We start from the raw sequence: 18360 nt of genomic DNA on the forward strand, positions 1-18360 counted from the left end.
CCACCTTTGACAAACCAATCAGCATGCCTGCCCCCCTACTGGCCGGCCTCGGCGCCAAGGGAGTTTCCGAACTGGTAGCAATCGGCGCCATCGTCGCCAGCACGGGTACGACGGTGGCTACCCTGCCCGACGCTTACGTGACCATCGGCTCCATTTCCCTGTCTATGGCATCCGCCGGAACCATTTACGTGGGCGACCGCTTTATCCTCACCGGGCACGTAGAAGTGTCCTACGGGGAGGTGAGCGCCGGAGAAGGCAGCATCAAGGTCGAGATCATCGAGGAAGGCATGGGCGTATTGAAAACCAAGGTGATCCGGGGCCAGGCGCCGAAGGAGAGGGTGACCATCCGACTAGTAGGGCAGACCATCAGCCACGGGAAGAAATTTTACTACCTGCGGGCCACCCCAACCGGGGAGGAGGACAAATCGTGGTTGCCAACGGGCGATACCGTAGTCACCAAACCGGCCACCACCTCCAGTGCCCTGGCCATCGACGTCCAGAAGCCCCTCTCCTTTTCTACCAAGCTCCTGACGGCCTCGGTGAACCACGGGGAGCAGGCGCGGGCCATCATGAAGGTGACCAACCACAGCGAGTCGAAGGCCCTGTGCGGGGCGAGTATTGCCAGCAGCAACGATAACCTGGGGTCCACTTGGCTGCTGCCGGGAACTTCTGATCTTCGCATCGTCGATCACCGGGGAGGCCACCCCGGCGACGACCACGCGGACGAGCAGACCTTTTACTTTGAGCCGGTTCAACATTGGTTCCATTTCCACTCCATCAGGTTCAGCGGTCTGCCCTTCGTGGCCTACGACCAGCTCCTCCCGGCCAAGGTCAAAATTTTCGATCCCCTTCCCGTCATCTGCAAGGGCCGGCAGGCCGATCGCCGCGTCGGCTACCTGCCGGGGCACACATTCCCCGGAGTGAACGAGGGGGAATACGCCTACGCCTGCCACGCCTGGAACGAGAACGAGGAGGGGCTCCCGGCAACGGCCACCTTGCGCGACGACTACGGCAATACGCTCACGACCGAATCCGGAAGCGATGGCAAACTTATCCTGCAAGGGGGGCTGCTGGGCGAGGTCGCGACCCTGACCATCCAGCCCCAGGACGAATACTACGCCGCTTATTCGCTGCGGTTGCTGCTGGACCAGTCCTTCCTTAGCGACAGCGACAATGCGTACGTCTTCCACCCCCGCCCCCTTCCCCCGATCGAAGGAGTGGTACTGTTCCCGGGGGCCGGCCGGGTGCTGCCCGGCACTTTGGTCCAGTTGATTGATGGCCAGGACGAGTTGATCCAGGAAACAACCACCGATGCCGAAGGCACCTTCTCCCTACCCGTCACTGCGGGCCTCTTTCGAAGTGGCACCCCTCACCTTCGGACCAGGCTGCCCTGGAACCTGACCTACGACTGGACGGATCCGGAGCCAGCCATCGAACTGACCTATGCGTCGGTTGCCGTCGGAGACCGAACCATCGTTGTGAAAGCTACCGTACCACCCGCAGAGGATTGGGTTACCATTACCGCGCGGGCCGGATACAAGGACTTTGCCAGCGGTGAACTCGTTCCCGTCGGAGGGGTAGAGATCGTGGTCCGTACCGAAACCCAACAGGTAGTGGACTCCGCCGTCAGCGACGCCAACGGCAAGTTTTCCTTCAGCGTCAATCCCGGGCGGTACATCCTGGAGGTGGTCAACGTCGAGGATCTCGGCTACCGGGCCGTCTCGTCGGGAGTGGTGGAACTGCGCTCCAGTCGGTCGGACGTAAACCTGATGCTGCGCTTTCCCTCCCCGGAATTGGAATACGTGACCCCCAGCGTCCTGTGGTGGAACGGCGGCGACATGGAAGGGGACCGCCTCCTCCTACTGGCGGGTGGGGAGGTCCTCCAGGAGTGGGAAGGCGCGGAAGAAGGGCGGTACCTGGACCTGCGAGAACTAACGGAGGCTCCGTACCGTCAACTGGCCATCGGTCGCGGCGACCACCGGGGGCCGGGCCGGATACTGGAGTAGGCGCAGAGCTAGGGCCTCATCCATTCAGTGACAGCACTGCGCAGCCACCCCTTCCTCAACGGTACAGTACCGCCCCCGGGATTCGGCGAACCAGCGACAGCCGCGGCGGTGCCGCTTGCCGCTGTTCGTTGATAGCCAATACTGCTGGTCGGCGGCCGGTTGCTCGGGAGCCGCAGCCCTGGATTCGGGGGTGATGTCCGGAAAATCATCCGGGTAGACCCAGGTCTTGATCTTACCCTCAAGTCCGCCATGCGTAAGTGCGGCATTGAGCTGAATGAAGTATTTCCGGTCACCGGGGTCGCGCAGGATGAGAATGATTCCGGCCCGCCGGTTTGTCTGCAAACCGTACCACAGGGCCTGTCCGATGCTTTCCTTCCACTTCGGCGCCCAGTCTACCTCGATGGCGTGGACGTCGGTGAGGATATCCACGCGCCCGCTGGTCACGGATACTTCGGTGCGGCCGCCGAGTGACCGGGCCAGGGCGCGGGTATAGTCGGATTCGGACTGCCCCGTCAGGCAGACGGGCAGTACAAAAAGCAAAAGGATGAAATGCGGCAAGAGAGCGTACGCTTGGTCTGGAAATGCGGTGGGTGAGGGAAGGTACACCCGCCCCGCCGGACGGCCCCCTCGTTTTACCCTAACTTACCGATAAGCGGCGGACACCCCCGCCCCAAAGCGTACGCCATGGCAGTTTCCGAAGACTTCATCACCTATCTACACGAGCAGCTGGCCGATCTGGGGGAGATAACCGGCAAAAAGATGTTCGGCGGCTACGGCTTCTTCCACGAAGGGAAGATGTTTGCCATGGTCGGCAACGGCGCTTTCCGTCTGAAGGTAGACGACACCAACCGGCGGGAGTTCCTGGACCACGGCATGGAGCCCTTTCATTCCGGCGGCAAGAAAAAGGGGATGCCTTACTGGGAAGTCCCCGTTGAGGTCCTCGAAGACCGATCCAGGGTGACGGCGTGGGCCCGCAAGTCAATCGCCATCGCCCACGCCGCCCCGGCCGGGAAAAAATGATCAGTCCCCCGGTAACCCCAAGGATATCGGCCCGCCAACCACGCCCAGCCCGCCATTTCCGCCGGCGCCGGAACCCGCGCTCCGCCGCCCGAACGGTAAAAGCAGCTATCTTCCACCGCGAGATTCCCTGACCTTCTACCACCTCACCTTGTATCCACTTCCCTTGCTTGCGCTGTTCAGCGTACTATTTTTAACCTGCAGCGGTACGCGCCCCGACGACCGGCGGCACGAGCAGCCGACCCTGGGGTACCGGTCTGCGTCCCTCCTGGAAGTGGACGGCCTGCGCTTCAAGGACCTCAACGGCAACGATTCGCTGGAGCCCTACGAAGACTGGCGCCTCAGCCCCGAAGCGCGCAGCCGCGACCTCACGGGCCGCATGCAAATGGAAGAGAAGGCGGGCTTTATGCTCATCAGCACCACGCGACTGGAGAACGATCCCGGCTTCGGCCCGCCCACCGGGCGGCCCATCACCAGCGGCTTCAACGAGGAGGACCAGGTAAGCGAGGTAAATATCTTCACCCGCAAACCCCTCGACTACCCTATGATGAGTGCGGCCGGCACCACCCGGGCGGTGACCGAATACCACGAGCGCCACTTCATCCTCCGCGCCAATACCTCGCCCCGCATACTGGCCGAATGGGCCAACAACCTCCAGGCCCTCTGCGAAAGCCACGGCCACGGCATACCGGCCATCGTGGCCTCCAATCCGCGCAACCACATCACCGTTGACGCCTCGGTCGGACTCAGTCTCGGCAAGACGCCCTTCTCCACCTGGCCGGGCGAACTCGGACTGGCGGCCACGCGCGACACCACCCTGGTGCGGGAGTTTGCCGACATCGCCCGCCAGGAATGGCTGGCCACGGGCATTCGCAAAGGCTACATGTACATGGCCGACCTGGCCACCGAGCCCCGGTGGCAACGCGTGGAAGGCACCTTCGGGGAAGACGCCCAACTGGCCGCGGATATGATCCGGCAGATCGTGCTGGGATTCCAGGGCACGCAACTCGGGCCGCAGTCCATCGCCCTGACCACCAAGCACTTTCCCGGCGGCGGTGCGGTGGAGGGCGGGCAGGACCCCCACTTCGACTGGGGCAAACGGGAAGTCTTCACGGGCGGAATGTTCGAAAACAACCTCATCCCCTTTCGGGCCGCCATCGACGCCGGCACCTCGGCCATCATGCCCTACTACTCCTACCCCGTCAATACAGAATACCCGGAAGTGGCCTACGCCTACAACAAGCCCGTCCTGCAGGGTGTACTACGCGAGCGGCTCGGCTTTGACGGCATCATCAATTCCGATACCGGCCCCATCGACATGATGCCCTGGGGCGTGGAGGATCGCACCATCCCCGAACGCTACAAAATGGCGATCGAAGCCGGGGTTAACCTATTCAGCGGCACGGCCGACCCCACGCTGCTGATCCGCACCCTCAGGATGTACCCGGCGCTGCAGCCCCTGGTGGACGACTCCGTATACCGCCTGCTGCTCGAAAAATTCCGGCTGGGGCTGTTCGAAAATCCCTACGTGGATCCGGAGGGCGCGGCCGCGCTCGTGGGACGCGAAGATTTCCAGGCGCGTGCCGACGTGGCCATGCGCAAGTCGATCGTACTGCTGCGCAACGGCGTATCGGAAGAAGAAAAGGTACTGCCCTTACGCCCCGCGCAGAAGATTTACTTTGCGACTTACCTGTCGCGCCGCGACGACGATCCGATCACCACCTATCTCCCCGACGTCCATCCCTATGGCGTACGGTTCGTCGATACACCGGAGGAGGCTGACCGCATCGTCCTCTGGGTGATCCCGCGCGGCAAATCGTTGTTCGAAGCCGACGGCAGCCCCCTGCACCTTAACCTGAGCGCCAATGGCGTGGAGGTGGACCGGCTGCGCCAACTGATCGGAACCAAACCCACGGTATTGCTGGTCAATTACACCAACCCCTGGGCCATCGATGAACTGTACACCCCCGGCCCCGGCAACATCCCCGCCGTACTGGCCACCTTCGGCACTACGCCCGAGGCGGTGATGGACGTCCTGACCGGAAGGTTCACGCCGGTTGGCAAAATGCCCTTTTCAACCCCCGCCAGCGACGCCGCCGCCCAGCAGCAAGTGTCCGACCTGCCCGGCTACCAGGAGGCGAAAGGCTACGCCCTGTTCTGGTTTAATGAGGGAATGGACGGGTACTGAGCATGCGGACAAATCTCCCATAAAGCGGGCAACCGAGTGCCTGGTCTTTTCCATCAACCCACGCGGGGGCCCCGGCCTCAATACGCTGCTGGGGTGCCTACCGCTGCTGGGGTAAAACGGTTCATCCGTACCCGGCCCGACCCGCAGGGCATGATGCTGGCGGCGGCGCGCGGGTGCCGCGTAATTGCGGAAAAAGCCTAGCTTGACCCGCAAAATCGGCCGGAGGATTAATCGTCCGGTCCCTACCCCAAATCCCCTTACACCGATGCCTACCCGTTCCCGCCGCCACTTCCTTCGCCAATTGTCTACCGGATTACTGGCCGCGCCCCTGGTCTCGGAGGAGGGGCTGACCCACCTGCTCACTGCGCCGCGGTCTCCGCGTAACGCCAACGACCGGATCAATATCGCCTGTATCGGACTGGGTATTCAGGGCTTCAGCGACCTGGAGGCCGCTCTGCAGTATCCGGGCGTCGAGTTGGTCGCCGGCTGCGACCTTTATACGGGCCACCTGGAGCGATTCCGGGAAGTGTACGGGCAGGACCTCTTTCTGACCCGGGATTACCGCGAGATCCTGGCGCGGCCGGACGTCGACGCCGTCATCGTAGCCACCCCCGATCACTGGCACGACACCATCACCATAGAAGCCCTCGACGCGGGCAAACACGTTTACTGCGAAAAGCCGCTCGTACAGCAACTCTCGGAGGGCCACGCGGTGCTGGCCGCGGAACGCCGCAATGCCGGCGTCTTGATCGTGGGCAGTCAGCGCGTTAGTTCCATCCTCACCGAGCAGGCGCGGGAAATTTACCGGCGCGGCGACTTGGGGCAGCTTGTGCTGGTGGAAACCTTCAACGACCGCTTCAGCGCCCTCGGGGCCTGGCAGTACTCCATCCCCCGCGATGCCTCCCCGGAAACCGTGGACTGGGACACCTTCCTCAAGGATACGCCCGACCTTCCCTTCGACGCCAAGCGCTTCTTTCGCTGGAGGAATTACCGGGACTACGGTACCGGGGTAGCCGGCGACCTCTTCGTCCACCTCTTTTCCGGCAGCCACCGCATCCTGGATTCCCTGGGGCCGGAGCGGATCTTCTCCACCGGTGGCCTGCGCTACTGGAAGGACGGACGCGACGTGCCCGACGTATTCATCGCCAGCTGCGATTACGGCGAACAGGATGGCCACCCGGCCTTCAACATGCAGCTGCGGGTCAATTTCGTAGACGGCGGCGGCGGGGGATCGCGCATCCGCTTCGTGGGAACGGAAGGAAGCCTGGAAGTCACCGGCAACCGGATCACCCTCAGCCGAAAGAGCCTCTCCCCGGCGCCGGGCTACGGCGGCTGGGATACCTACAATACCTTTCCCTCCGCCACCCGCAAGGAATTTGAGGACTGGTACCGCAATCAATACCCCCCGGCGGCCCCTACCGTAGTGGGTCCCACGGAGTGGAGCTACCGCACCCCGGAGGGCTATTCCGACCACGTACATCACTTCGCGAACTGGTTCGACGCCATCCGCAGCGGCGGGAAAGTCGTGGAAGACGGGGCCTTCGGGTTCCGCGCCGCCGCCCCTTCACTGGCCGCCAACCTCAGCTACTTCGAACGCCGCATCGTGGACTGGGACCCGGCGGAGATGGTGCTGTGAGGCCGAGGGAACGAGATGAACACCGTAGCACATTCGGAACCAGGCAAGTGACCTCCAGGGAGATAAACCGGTCCATCAGAACAGGGAAGGTTCAGTTGACCCCGGGGGAAAGGGTTGAGCATTGGGTCAATTTTCTTTTCCTCTCGATTCCGCTGGTTGCAGTCGCCTTTGTACTTCATTACGACCTGCGGGTGGATGGCTTTTTAATTTTTGGAATAGTCGTATTTCTACTGCTTCTATTACGCCATAAACTGGTCAGCCCCAGGCTAGAAGTCTACCGGTCGGGATTAACTGACCAACAGTTTAAAAGGGCGAACCAGGCAGTAGCAGTTGGGAACGAATGGATCATCTTGTCGAACCGGAAAAGCTATTTCTGTGCCATTCAGCAAGTAGGCTGGCAATGGGACGGAATCAGAATAACGGCAATCCTGAAAGAGGAAAAACTGTACTTGAACAGCATGGTCAATCCCTCAGTCCGTGCCAATCCATTCACCCTGGGATGGAACCGCAAAAACAAGGCCGCACTGATCCGTCAATACCAATCCATTTTAGCCCGGGATACCCAGGTCGATCCATAAGATATAGCTAAAGCATCCGGGCGTTCCCCAAGGAACACACAAGCTGGAAAATAATTCACACAATCGATTGTGGCTGTGGGATACCGTCCGTACATTTAGCGTACGGCCATTCCGCCATTTTCGATCTTTTTCACGCACCAACGAGAACCCATGAACCCTTTCTACTCCCTGCTTTGCCTCATCTTTCTGCTCCCGGTGGGGGTATACTCCCAGAATCTCATTGCCAACCCCGGCTTCGAAACGGGGAGCGACAATGCGTTCAACAACTGGACCAAACTCAACGGCGCCGATTACCTGACGGTCACCACCGTGGAGGCGGAGGTGCATTCGGGCGACCGCGCTCTGCACGTGTCCAGCCCCGGCTTCCCCGGCGAGCAGTGGCGCGTGCAGTTGATCTCGGATCCCGTCCCGACCACCGTAGGCAACAATTACACCTTCACGATCTGGGCGAAAGCCGCCGCGGACGGGGCCAATATTCGCTTCTCCACGCAACCGAATGCCCTCTATGGTCCGGATACGCCAATCACGGTAGATGAGTGGACACAGCTATCCTGGACGTTCACGGCCAACGAGACGATGACGCAGATCGCCCTGGACCTGGGACAAACCAACGTGACCTTCTTCCTCGACGACGCGGAAATGGTGGCCCCCGATAACCCCTGCGTGGACGAATTCGACGTCCCCGAAGACCAGCAACCCATTGCCGCCGGGAAGGGCAAGTTTCTGGGATCGATCTACAGCCCGGCCCAGCGCCAGGACCACGAGCACTACTTCAACCAGGTTACGCCCGAAAACGCCGGAAAGTGGGGTAGCGTGGAGCGCGAGGAAGGGGTGTACGACTTTTCGGAAATTGATGAGGCCCGGGCCTACGCCGCCAGCAACGGCTTTCCCTTCCGCTACCACGTCCTGCTCTGGGGCAACCAGCAGCCCACCTGGTTGCGGCCCATGACCAACGAGGAAAAGGTAACCAAGATCCGCGCCTGGTTCCAGGCGGTAGCGGACCACTACGACGGCAGCTCCGACGCCCGCGCTACCCTGGAGTATCTGGAGGTGGTCAACGAATTCATCAACGACCCGCCGAACGGAATCGACAACAGTCCCTACGCCGATAACTCCAACGACGCCAACAGCGGCGACTACGTAGACGCCCTCAAATCACTTAACGGGGAACTGGGCACCACCCCCGGCGAGTACGACTGGATCGTCAACGCCTATAAACTCGCCCGGGAGTACTTCCCATGCGAGGAAACCAAATTGGTGATCAACGAATACAACGTACTGACCAACTACCAGGGCGTCACCGACAAGTACCTCGAAGTGGTCGATCTGCTCATGGCCGACGACCTGATCGACGTATTGGGCTTCCAGGGACACAGCTTCTCCACGCGCAAGTACGGCGGGGAATCCTTCGCCGAGCATACCGCTTTCCTGCGCGGTAATGTCGACCGCCTGGCCGCCACCGGCCTGCCCCTGCAGGTCACGGAACTGGACATTGACGGCAACGTCGACGATACGTACACGGTCACCGACAATGTGGCGGTCCGCGATTCCTTCCAGAAGGCCGAATACGAGCGCATCTTCGGCATGCTCTGGAACCACCCCGCCGTGACCGGCATCACACTCTGGGGCTACCGGACCGGCCACTGGCGCTCGGCGCAGCTCGCCTACCTGATCGACCCCTGCACCGACCGGGAGCGGCCGGCCCTGGCCGAATACCTTAACGACAGCATCCGAAACGCGGAGGCGCCGCCGCTGAACGATTTTGCCTACGCCTGCGCTACTACCGGCCTGGCAGATCGCACTGCTCCGCTGACCACTCCCCTTACGCTGTTTCCCAACCCGGCTAGCGGGCGGGTCACCGTGCAACTGGGCATGGTGCTGCCCGACGCGGAATGGCTCCTCCACGACCAGCTGGGCCGGGAGGTCGCACGCCGGTCCTTCGCGGCCGGCCAGCGGTCGGTCGAGGTGGACCTTGACCGATTGGGACTGCGACCGGGCATCTACTACCTCACCGTACGGTCGGGGGCACGGCAGAGCGGTCAGCGACTACTGGTGCGGTAAGCGTTGTGTGGGAGACAGACCGTTGCCTCGCCTCCGGCCTTAACCTGCCCGTCGGCGTATCTTGCAGGGTGACCCTCCCCCTCCGTTCTTGAAATACCTCCGCCTCACCGAGGTCCGGGACCTTCAGACCCTCACCCTTATCAAGCTTTCCCTCGGCCAGCAGGCCCTGCGGTACCGCGTGCTATTTGAGCACAGCCTGTACGTGGGTGCCTACCTGCTCGGCCATCGGGGCGCCGTGGTGGAGGTGCTGGAAGACGATTACCGTGCCGCGGTGGCGGTGCTCGCGGCCGAGGGGATTCCCGCGGACGGGATGCAAGAGGAAGAGGATTTCGGCCCCCTCCATGAACTCGAATTGCTCACGGAAAGCCTGCCCCTCATCGGTCGCCTGAGCGTCTCGCTGCGCTTCCTGGCTTTGTCGCTGACCCTGGCCGCGGGGGTGGCCTATGTCATTTACGCTCTGTTCCTCGCCTGACGGGGAAGCTTTGTTTCCTGCCGCGGACGCGGGTGCCGTACCTGTGAAAAGCGCCGAATCCGGGGGTTACCGTACCTTATCTTTCGTATGTCTTTCATAACCTTCTAAGCGTTTGTCCATGACTGCTCCGCCCCGCAAGGTCATCGTCTACATCAGCATGAGTGTCGATGGTTACCTCTCCACCCTCGACGATGATATTTCGTGGTTGTCGGCCGTAGAGGAGGAAGGGGAGGATTACGGCTACGCCGAATTTACCCGTGGGGTCGACACCTACGTGGTGGGCCGCAAAACCTACGATGTAATCCGGGAGATGCTCCACGGCGATTTCCCCCAGGCGCGGCAGTTCGACTGCTACGTGATCACCCGCCAGGAACGCCCCGCTGCCGACGGCGTCACCTTCTATAGCGGACCAATTGAGGACCTCATCCAACAAATTCGACGGGAACCCGCGGGCCATATTTACTGCGACGGGGGCGGGGAGATCGTCCGGTTGCTCATGGAGCGGGATCTTATTGATGAATACGTCATATCCGTGATCCCCATATTGCTCGGCGACGGTAAGCGGCTTTTTCTGGGAGGTACGCCGCGTATCCCGCTCAGGGCGCTGCCCAGCCGCCACTTCCCCAGCGGATTGGTGCAACTGCGGTACGTGCGGGAATAAGGGGCTGCCCTCTTATCGGCAAACCCGTCATTCCCGCCAGCGGGAATCTTGAGTACATTGGCCGGGCGTTGTCCGCCCATCTCCGCCGGCTCCCATTGCGTTTCACTCCCTGCCCATGCCCCATTTCGACCTGACCCCCGACCAACGCCAGCAACTGTTCAGCGACCTGCTGCCCCAGCTGGAGGCTTACTATACGCATACGCGGGACCGGCGCGTGGCCCCCCGCCTGGATCCGGAAAAGATACGGGAGGCGGTGGCGCGCTTCGACTTCACCGAGCCGCTGGGGGCCGGTGAGGCAGTAAAAACAGTGGTCGACAATCTCCTGGAGCATCAGGTGCACGTACCGCACCCGCGCTACTACGGCCTGTACAACCCGCGGGCCAACTTTCCGTCCATACTCGCGGATCTGATCGCCGCCTACTTTAATCCCCAGTTGGCGGCCTGGAGCCATTCGCCCTTCGCCGCCGAGGTTGAAACCTACCTCATCCGGGAATACGGCAAAAAGTTTGGTTACGACGCAGCGTCGATCGACGGCACCTTCACCAGCGGCGGGGCGGAGGCCAACCTGACAGGCATCCTGTGCGCGCTGAACCACTGCTACCCCGACTACGCTAACCGGGGGTTCCGTGCTTTTGAGGGGGAGCCTGTGGTGTACTGTTCGGATCAGGCCCACCATTCCGTGGTCAAGGCGGCCCGGGTGGTCGGATTGGGACTGGACTCCGTGGTCCAGATTGCCACCGACGAACATCTGTGCCTGTCGGTCACCGCCCTGCGGGAACGCCTGACCGCCGATCAGCGGGCCGGAAAGGTAGCTGTGATGGTTATTGCCACGGCCGGCACCACGGGTACCGCTTCCATTGATGCGCTGCCGGAGATCGCCGACCTTTGCGCCGCAGCCGGAGTCTGGCTGCACGTCGACGCCGCCTTCGGCGGGGCGGCGGCACTCAATCCCGACTACCGGCACTGGCTCCGGGGGATCGACCGCGCGGATTCGATCACCACGGACATCCACAAATGGCTTTCCGTTCCGATGGGCACCGGGATGTTCATCACCCGTCATCCTGAGATCCTCAGCCAGTCGTTCCGCACCACGGCCGAGTACATGCCCCGGGAGGGTGGCTCCTTTTCGGTGGTCGACCCCTACACCCACACCATTCAATGGTCAAGGCGCTTCCTGGGCCTGCGGATGTACCTCTCGCTGCTGGTCTTCGGCTGGGAGGGCTACGCCGCTACGATCCGTCACCACGTAGAGATGGGCGACTACCTGCGGGAGCAACTCACCACCCGGGGGTGGACCATTGCGGTGGATACCCCCCTGCCGGTCGTCTGCTTCACCTGGCCCGGGCACCCGGACCCCGGCACCTATGCGCGGGAAATATGCGCACGCGTGGTCGAATCCGGCGAAGCCTGGATCAGCGTCTACCCCATCCGCGGCGTGGACGTACTGCGGGCCTGCATTACCAATTATGCTACCACCCGGGAGGACATTGACGCCCTCGTGCGCCTGCTCGACCGTGTGAGACAGGAGGCGGGGTGAGGTCGAGGCCTTTCAGGCCGAGCATATACTAAGCGTTCACTGTAGCACTCCCGCTCGACCCACAGGGTCTCGACCTAAAGATGCCGAGCAGCTGAGGGCTTTACAATTTACAATCTGCCATTTGCGCGACTGCTCGCTTCGCTCCTTTTTTAAACCACAGAGCGCACAGAGGTACACGAAGCATCGCGCCTGGAGTCGCTCAGCCCATTTACCCGAGCGGGCTGAGGGCCTTCCGGCCCGATCATCCCGACCGATTTTGCTGTAAGACAAACATATGAGGCCTTTCAGGCCAAGCAAATGCCAAGCGTTCATCGTAGCACTCCCGCTCGACCCACAGGGTCTCGACCTTAAAGATGCCGAGCAGCTGAGGGCTTTACAATTTACAATCTGCCATTTGCGCGACTGCTCGCTTCGCTCCTTTTTTAAACCACAGAGCGCACAGAGGCTCACAGAGCATCGCGCCTGGAGTCGCTCAGCCCATTTACCCGGGCGGGCTGAGGGCCTTCCAGCCCGATCATCCCTGCACCATGATGATCGATTTTGCTGTAAGACAAACATATGACGCCTTACAGACCGAGTAAATGCCAAGCGTTCACCGTAGCACTCCCGCTCGACCCACAGGGTGTCGACCTGATCGGGTATCAACCTTGCCGCCCACTGATTATCTTGATCCGGCACACCCATTCCCCATGAAGAAGATTCTCACGCTGCTTTTCGCGATCCTCATTTGCCAGTCCGTTGGACGGGCGCAATCCGCCACGATTGGAATGATCGACAACCCCGTCGACTACGCCGACCCCCTGATGGGCACCGACTCGGACTACCGGCTCTCCAACGGCAACGTCTACCCGGCCATCGCGCGGCCCTGGGGCATGAACTTCTGGACCCCGCAAACCGGTGAAATGGGCAACGGCTGGGCCTACACCTACGACGCCAACCGGATCCGGGGCTTCAAACAGACCCACCAGCCCTCCCCCTGGATGAACGATTACGGACAGTTCTCCCTCATGCCGGTGACCGGACGGCTGCGCTTCCGGGAAGAGGACCGACAGAGTTGGTTCTCCCACAAGGCGGAAACCGTCATGCCCCACTACTACTCGGTGTACCTGGCCGACCATGACGTGACCACCGAGCTCACGCCCACGGACCGCGCCGCCCTGTTCCGCTTCACCTTCCCGAAGTCAGACAGCAGTTTCGTGGTGATCGATGCCTTCGACCGGGGCTCCTACGTGAAGATCATCCCCGAAGAAAGAAAGGTCATCGGCTACACCACCCGCAACAGCGGCGGCGTGCCGGATAACTTCCGGAACTACTTTGTAGTGGAGTTCGACAAGGCATTTACGGTGACCCGCACCTTCAGCGATACCGTGCTGACCTCCGCCCTCGAGCAGGAGGTAGACCACGCCGGGGCGGTGATCGGATTTCAGACCGCTGAGGATGAGGTGGTTCACGCGCGGGTGGCTTCCTCCTTCATCAGTCATGAGCAGGCGGCGCGCAACCTGGAAGAATTGAGCAACGATGACTTCGAGACCGTACGGCAGGCCGGCCGCGACCGGTGGAACGCCGAGTTGGGCCGCATCGAAGTGGAAGGCGGCACCGTAGACCAGTTTCGCACTTTCTACAGTTGCCTGTACCGCTCCCTGCTCTTCCCCCGTAAGTTCTACGAATACGACGCCGACGGCAAGGTGGTGCACTACAGCCCCTACAACGGGGAGGTGCGGCCCGGCTATATGTTCACCGATACCGGCTTTTGGGACACCTTCCGGGCCCTGTTTCCCTTTCTCAACCTGATGTACCCCGAACTGACCGGCCACATACAGGAGGGACTATCCAACGCCTACGACGAGAGCGGCTGGCTGCCGGAGTGGGCCAGCCCCGGACTGCGCAACGTGATGGTGGGCAACAACTCTGCCTCTGTAGTCGCCGAAGCCTACCTGAAGAGCGGCGAAGCCTACGACTACGACATTGAAAACCTGTACGAAGCCCTGGTGCACGGGGCCAACAACGCCGGCCCCCTCACCGCCGTAGGCCGGGCGGGAGCCGAATACTACAATGAACTCGGGTACGTACCCTACGACGTAGGCATCAACGAGAACGCCGCCCGCAGCCTGGAGTACGCATACGACGACTTCGCCATCTACCGCCTGGCGCAGGCCCTAGGCAAACCCGCCGAGGAAGTGGAAAAGTACCGGCAGCGCAGCCTAAACTACCGCAAACTCTACGACCCCGAAACCAAGATGATGCGCGGCAAGAACCAGGACGGCACCTTCATGCAACCCTTCAATCCCTTCAAGTGGGGCGATGCCTTCACCGAAGGCAACAGCTGGCACTACAGTTGGTCGGTCTTCCACGACGTGCAGGGGCTGATTGACCTGATGGGCGGTGAGCAGGCCTTCGTGGACCAGCTGGACCGCGTTTTCTCCCTGCCGCCCGTGTTCGACGACAGCTATTACGGACAGGTGATCCACGAAATCCGTGAAATGCAGATCGCCAACATGGGGCAGTACGCCCACGGCAACCAGCCCATCCAGCACATGATCTACCTCTACAACTACGCCGGGCAGCCGTGGAAGGCCCAGTACTGGGTACGAGAAACCCTCGACCGCATGTATCAGCCCACCCCCGATGGTTACATCGGCGACGAAGACAACGGGCAAACCTCCGCCTGGTACGTCTTCTCAGCCCTGGGCTTCTATCCTGTTGCGCCGGCCGCCGGCGAGTACGTGTTAGGTGCGCCCCTGTTCCGCAAGGCTACCCTACACCTGGAAAACGGGAATACCATTACCATCAATGCTACCCAGAACGGTCCCGACCACCGCTACATCGATCGGCTCACGCTCGACGGACAGACCTACGACCGCAACTACCTCACCCACGAAAGACTCATGGAAGGGGCGGTACTCGATTTCGATATGACGGACACCCCGAACCAGTTGCGGGGCACGGGAGAGGAGGCTCGCCCGTATTCGCTGTCGAACGAGTAGGTCGCTCCAGATCGTGAGCTCTGCTCACGGCCATCAGTCGGGCCGGGAGCCCCTCAACCCGCTCAAACACACAAGGTGACCGTGATAACCACGGAGGCACAGAGGTGTACAAATGTCCCCTCAGTGAACCTCTGCATCTCCGTGGCTTCAACCTGAATCGGGCCGGGAGGCCCTCAACCTCACGCGGCACAAAAAAGGCGCGGAGGATGCTATCTGCTTCCCCCGCGCCCTGGCGGTAATTCAAAGTAACAGGCCTGGAGGCCCTTAACCCTGCTCGGCCTGAAAGGCCTCGGCCTTACTTTTTCAGGCCGATCTCCCGCAGGCGCTCGTCGAGGTACTCACCGGCGGTGATGGGCTCGTAGGCGCGGGGGCGGTCGGCGGTGACGGTACTGGGCAGCACGTCGAGTTTCATTTCGGGGCGGGGGTGGAGAAAGAAGGGGATGGAAAGCCGGGGCTCATGCCACTGCTCGCGGGGCGGGTTCACGACCCGGTGAGTGGTCGACTTCAGGTAGTTGTTGGTGAGCCGCTGAAGCATATCGCCAACGTTGATCACGATTTCGTCGTTTTCGGGCACGATTTCCTGCCATTCGCCCGCGGTATTCTGAAGTTGCAGTCCGCCGGCACTTGCGCCCACCAGCAGGGTGATCAGGTTGATGTCTTCGTGCTGCTCGGCGCGGATGGCGCTGGCGGGCTCCTGGGTGATTGGCGGGTAATGGATGGCCCGCAGGATGCTCATGCCGTCGTTGATGTACTGGTCGAAGTACCCTTCGTCGAGCCGCAGGTAGAGGGCGATGGCCCGCAGCAGACTGGCACCGCTGGCCTCGAAGGCACGGTACAATTGGGTGCCGAGCTTCATGAACTCCGGCACTTCCGAAACTTCGGGGTTGGCCTCAAAGGCGCTGTCGCTCTTGTCGGCGAGTTCCTGGCCGATCTGGAAGAATTCCTTGAGATCCGCCACCTGCGACTGCTTGGCGTGCTCCTTGCCGAAGGAGGTATACCCCCGCTGGCCGGCCGCGCCGGGTACTTCGTACTGCCGCTTGACCTCGACGGGCAGGGCGAAGAATTTCTTTGCCGCTACGTAGAAATCGTCGATCAGGTCCTTCGGAATGCCGTGGCCGGTGACGCCCACGAAGCCGATGTTGTGGAATGCGTTACCGAGCTGGTCGATAAAGGCCTGCCGCTGGGCGGCGTCGCCCTTGGTGAACGTAGAGAGGTCAACTAGGGGAATGGTACGGGGGGCGGTGACGGCCATGGCGTGATGTTTAACTTGGTTACGGGGGAGTAACACCGCGAGCGCTACCTCGGTTTGTACCGGGCGCCGCGCAGTATTTCCTGTCCGTCGGTCAGGGCCATCAGTTCCGGCATTGTCAACTCCGGGTGGGCGGCCATGTACGCCGCCACGATCTGCCGGCCCAGGTAGTTCACCGCGCCGCCGGGCGACTCCACCGGCATGCCCGGGGTGTAGGGGGCCGGACGGGTATACTTGTTGATGCGGTTGACGTCGGTGGTGTAGAGAATGTCTTCCCGCTGCAGGTAGGCGTAGATCGGGGTTTCGTTGTTCCGCAGCCAGTCCATCTGCTCTTCGGTGATTTCGTAGACCACGTGGTCGGGGGTCTCCGGCAGGAGGTGCTCGAGCAGGTAGAGCTTCTTGCCCTCGTAGATGAGGTAGTCGATCAGGCGTCCGGAGCGCGGCGGCGGGAAACGGTCTTCCAGGAGCACCCGCAGCAGTTTGCCGGTAAAGTGGGCGGGAGTATAGCTCTGCGCCAGGTAGTCGGAGAAGATCGGCTCTTCCGGATTAACGAGGGCGTAGTCGAAGTCGGGGCCCAGGAAAAACTCCAGCCCCGCGGCGATCTGCCCGTCGCCGTACAGGAAGGCCGCCAGCTCGAAGTGGGTATCGAAGGTGACCAGCGTATCCGGCACCGGTGCCTGGGGCAGGTAGTGGCGGTAGTACCGCAGTCCCTGGCGGAAGTCTTCCACCAGCCCTTGCACCTGCGCGCCGCCGCCCACAGCGGGAAAGCGGCTTTCCACGGTTGAGTCGACCACCCGGGTGAGGGGGTATTCCAGATAGGCGCGGAGCACGTTCTGGCCTTCGGCGGCACTGAAGTCGCCACGCCGCACGGGCACCAGGTGGGTAAAGAAGGCCTCGGTGAAGCTGCCGAACGTACGATCCAAGCGCTCCATTTCTTCTTCTATGCGGCTCGTATCCAGTGCGGCCAGGGCCCGGTCAAAGCGGAGCACGGTAAGATCAACCTCGATATCCCGCACGTCCGGCGGCGGTGGTGTGTCCTCGGAGCAGGAAGCTGCCGTGAAGAAAAGTAGGAGAAGGGGAAAGAATAAGTGTCTGCTAACTTTCATCATGAGGTAAACACCGGGGGTACGCGGTCGTTTGACAACGACTTTACCTCCCAATTATTACCGAATGAGCACCAAGTTACCCCTCTTACTCGCCTTCCTGCTGACCTCCCTTACCGCTTTCAGCCAGTATAACCCTATCCAGTTTGGCCTGCAGCTGAGCCCGTCGTTCAGCTACATGACTACGGACAATAACCTGATCGAGAGCGACGGCACCAACCTCGGCCTCAAACTGGGCCTGATCGCGGAGTATTTCTTTCAGGACAACTACAGCATTCACACCGGCATCAACGTGCACTTCGGATCCGGCGGCGCGCTGCGCTACGACGAGCAGTTTACGTCGGTAGACATCTGGCGCGAGTCGCTGGCGGAGACCCTCACCAATCCGCCCACGCCCACCCAGCTCAGCGGCAAGACCTTCGACTACAACCTACAGTTCGTGGAGGTGCCCCTGGGCCTCACCCTGCGCACCCGTGAGTTCGGCTACGTGCGCTACTTCGTACAGCCCGCCTTTACGCTCGGCATCGTTTCCGGCAGCCGCGGCAGCATTGAGAACGCCAGTTTCATCGACTCCGGCGAAAAGTTCAAGATCGGCCCCGAGGTCAACGCCCTGAACCTCTCCTGGGGCCTCGGCGGCGGCATCGAATACGCCATCTCCACCAGTTCCTCGCTGATCGCCGGCCTCGGGTTTCAGTCGGGTTTCCTCGACCTGACGACCGACAACGATACCCAGCTCATGCGCGACCAGCGGAGCCCCGCCGAGGACAACAGCAAGGCTAAGGTTAATTCGATTTCTATTCTTTTGGGCATTATGTTCTAACACCGACATAAAGGAAGGGGGCGCGGGCGCGGGTGCAATGAATCCCGG

Annotated in this window: 14 protein-coding genes; 11 read left to right on the top strand and 3 right to left on the bottom strand. The window is 61.6% G+C overall.

From position 1 onward, the window contains the following. Positions 1–23 precede the first annotated feature (23 nt). Positions 24–2006 carry a carboxypeptidase-like regulatory domain-containing protein gene (locus E4021_RS15110; protein ID WP_168797631.1) on the top strand — a complete coding sequence of 661 codons (1983 nt, stop codon included), beginning with the start codon at positions 24–26 and terminating at the stop codon, positions 2004–2006. Between the two features lie 24 nt (positions 2007–2030). Here the strand turns inward: E4021_RS15110 and E4021_RS15115 are convergent, their stop codons facing one another. Beyond that, the gene (locus tag E4021_RS15115; RefSeq protein WP_136460215.1) at positions 2031–2546 is read right to left on the bottom strand and encodes a hypothetical protein; all 516 of its coding nucleotides are present in this window, start codon (positions 2544–2546) and stop codon (positions 2031–2033) included. Between the two features lie 144 nt (positions 2547–2690). Between E4021_RS15115 and E4021_RS15120 the strand changes: the two genes are divergently transcribed. The 9 genes from E4021_RS15120 (at position 2691) to E4021_RS15160 (ending at position 15140) form a co-directional block, all read left to right on the top strand. Beyond that, positions 2691–3026, top strand: coding sequence for a TfoX/Sxy family protein (locus E4021_RS15120; protein WP_136460216.1), 336 nt, complete (start codon positions 2691–2693; stop codon positions 3024–3026). 148 nt (positions 3027–3174) lie between these two features. Next, positions 3175–5211 carry a glycoside hydrolase family 3 protein gene (locus E4021_RS15125; RefSeq protein WP_136460217.1) on the top strand — a complete coding sequence of 679 codons (2037 nt, stop codon included), beginning with the start codon at positions 3175–3177 and terminating at the stop codon, positions 5209–5211. Between the two features lie 265 nt (positions 5212–5476). Further along, entirely contained in the window at positions 5477–6847 is a 1371-nt protein-coding gene (locus tag E4021_RS15130; RefSeq protein WP_136460218.1) for a Gfo/Idh/MocA family protein, read from the top strand. Positions 6848–6894: 47 nt separating this feature from the next. Beyond that, positions 6895–7425 carry a hypothetical protein gene (locus tag E4021_RS15135; RefSeq protein WP_136460219.1) on the top strand — a complete coding sequence of 177 codons (531 nt, stop codon included), beginning with the start codon at positions 6895–6897 and terminating at the stop codon, positions 7423–7425. A 150-nt stretch (positions 7426–7575) separates the two neighbouring features. Continuing rightward, a complete protein-coding gene (locus E4021_RS15140) occupies positions 7576–9486 on the top strand; it encodes an endo-1,4-beta-xylanase (RefSeq protein WP_136460220.1) in 1911 nt (636 codons plus the stop codon). Positions 9487–9574: 88 nt separating this feature from the next. Continuing rightward, positions 9575–9958 (top strand): hypothetical protein, encoded by a 384-nt coding sequence (locus tag E4021_RS15145; protein ID WP_136460221.1) that lies wholly within the window; start codon positions 9575–9577, stop codon positions 9956–9958. A gap of 118 nt (positions 9959–10076) precedes the next feature. Continuing rightward, positions 10077–10619 carry a dihydrofolate reductase family protein gene (locus E4021_RS15150; RefSeq protein ID WP_136460222.1) on the top strand — a complete coding sequence of 181 codons (543 nt, stop codon included), beginning with the start codon at positions 10077–10079 and terminating at the stop codon, positions 10617–10619. Between the two features lie 115 nt (positions 10620–10734). After that, positions 10735–12156 carry a pyridoxal phosphate-dependent decarboxylase family protein gene (locus tag E4021_RS15155; protein WP_136460223.1) on the top strand — a complete coding sequence of 474 codons (1422 nt, stop codon included), beginning with the start codon at positions 10735–10737 and terminating at the stop codon, positions 12154–12156. Positions 12157–12845: 689 nt separating this feature from the next. Beyond that, positions 12846–15140, top strand: coding sequence for a GH92 family glycosyl hydrolase (locus E4021_RS15160; RefSeq protein WP_136460224.1), 2295 nt, complete (start codon positions 12846–12848; stop codon positions 15138–15140). A 295-nt stretch (positions 15141–15435) separates the two neighbouring features. On the opposite strand, the gene E4021_RS15165 is transcribed toward E4021_RS15160, so the two are convergent. Beyond that, the gene (locus tag E4021_RS15165) at positions 15436–16392 is read right to left on the bottom strand and encodes an isopenicillin N synthase family dioxygenase (RefSeq protein ID WP_136460225.1); all 957 of its coding nucleotides are present in this window, start codon (positions 16390–16392) and stop codon (positions 15436–15438) included. A 44-nt stretch (positions 16393–16436) separates the two neighbouring features. Continuing rightward, on the bottom strand, positions 16437–17495 hold the full coding sequence (locus E4021_RS15170; protein ID WP_136460226.1) for a gliding motility protein GldB-related protein: 1059 nt from the start codon (positions 17493–17495) through the stop codon (positions 16437–16439). Between the two features lie 64 nt (positions 17496–17559). On the opposite strand from E4021_RS15170, the gene E4021_RS15175 reads away from it, so the two are divergent. After that, a complete protein-coding gene (locus E4021_RS15175) occupies positions 17560–18312 on the top strand; it encodes a porin family protein (protein WP_136460227.1) in 753 nt (250 codons plus the stop codon). Positions 18313–18360 lie beyond the last annotated feature (48 nt).

It is taken from the genome of Neolewinella litorea, assembly GCF_004803465.1.
Lineage (GTDB): Bacteria > Bacteroidota > Bacteroidia > Chitinophagales > Saprospiraceae > Neolewinella > Neolewinella litorea.

What these genes read in the sequence shown, in the direction of transcription:
- E4021_RS15110 (WP_168797631.1), top strand. Translation starts at nt 24, where the DNA reads ATGCCTGCCCCCCTACTGGCCGGCCTCGGCGCCAAGGGAGTTTCCGAA.
- E4021_RS15120 (WP_136460216.1), top strand. Translation starts at nt 2,691, where the DNA reads ATGGCAGTTTCCGAAGACTTCATCACCTATCTACACGAGCAGCTGGCC.
- E4021_RS15130 (WP_136460218.1), top strand. Translation starts at nt 5,477, where the DNA reads ATGCCTACCCGTTCCCGCCGCCACTTCCTTCGCCAATTGTCTACCGGA.
- E4021_RS15140 (WP_136460220.1), top strand. Translation starts at nt 7,576, where the DNA reads ATGAACCCTTTCTACTCCCTGCTTTGCCTCATCTTTCTGCTCCCGGTG.
- E4021_RS15150 (WP_136460222.1), top strand. Translation starts at nt 10,077, where the DNA reads ATGACTGCTCCGCCCCGCAAGGTCATCGTCTACATCAGCATGAGTGTC.
- E4021_RS15155 (WP_136460223.1), top strand. Translation starts at nt 10,735, where the DNA reads ATGCCCCATTTCGACCTGACCCCCGACCAACGCCAGCAACTGTTCAGC.
- E4021_RS15160 (WP_136460224.1), top strand. Translation starts at nt 12,846, where the DNA reads ATGAAGAAGATTCTCACGCTGCTTTTCGCGATCCTCATTTGCCAGTCC.
- E4021_RS15165 (WP_136460225.1), bottom strand. Translation starts at nt 16,392, where the DNA reads ATGGCCGTCACCGCCCCCCGTACCATTCCCCTAGTTGACCTCTCTACG.
- E4021_RS15170 (WP_136460226.1), bottom strand. Translation starts at nt 17,495, where the DNA reads ATGAAAGTTAGCAGACACTTATTCTTTCCCCTTCTCCTACTTTTCTTC.
- E4021_RS15175 (WP_136460227.1), top strand. Translation starts at nt 17,560, where the DNA reads ATGAGCACCAAGTTACCCCTCTTACTCGCCTTCCTGCTGACCTCCCTT.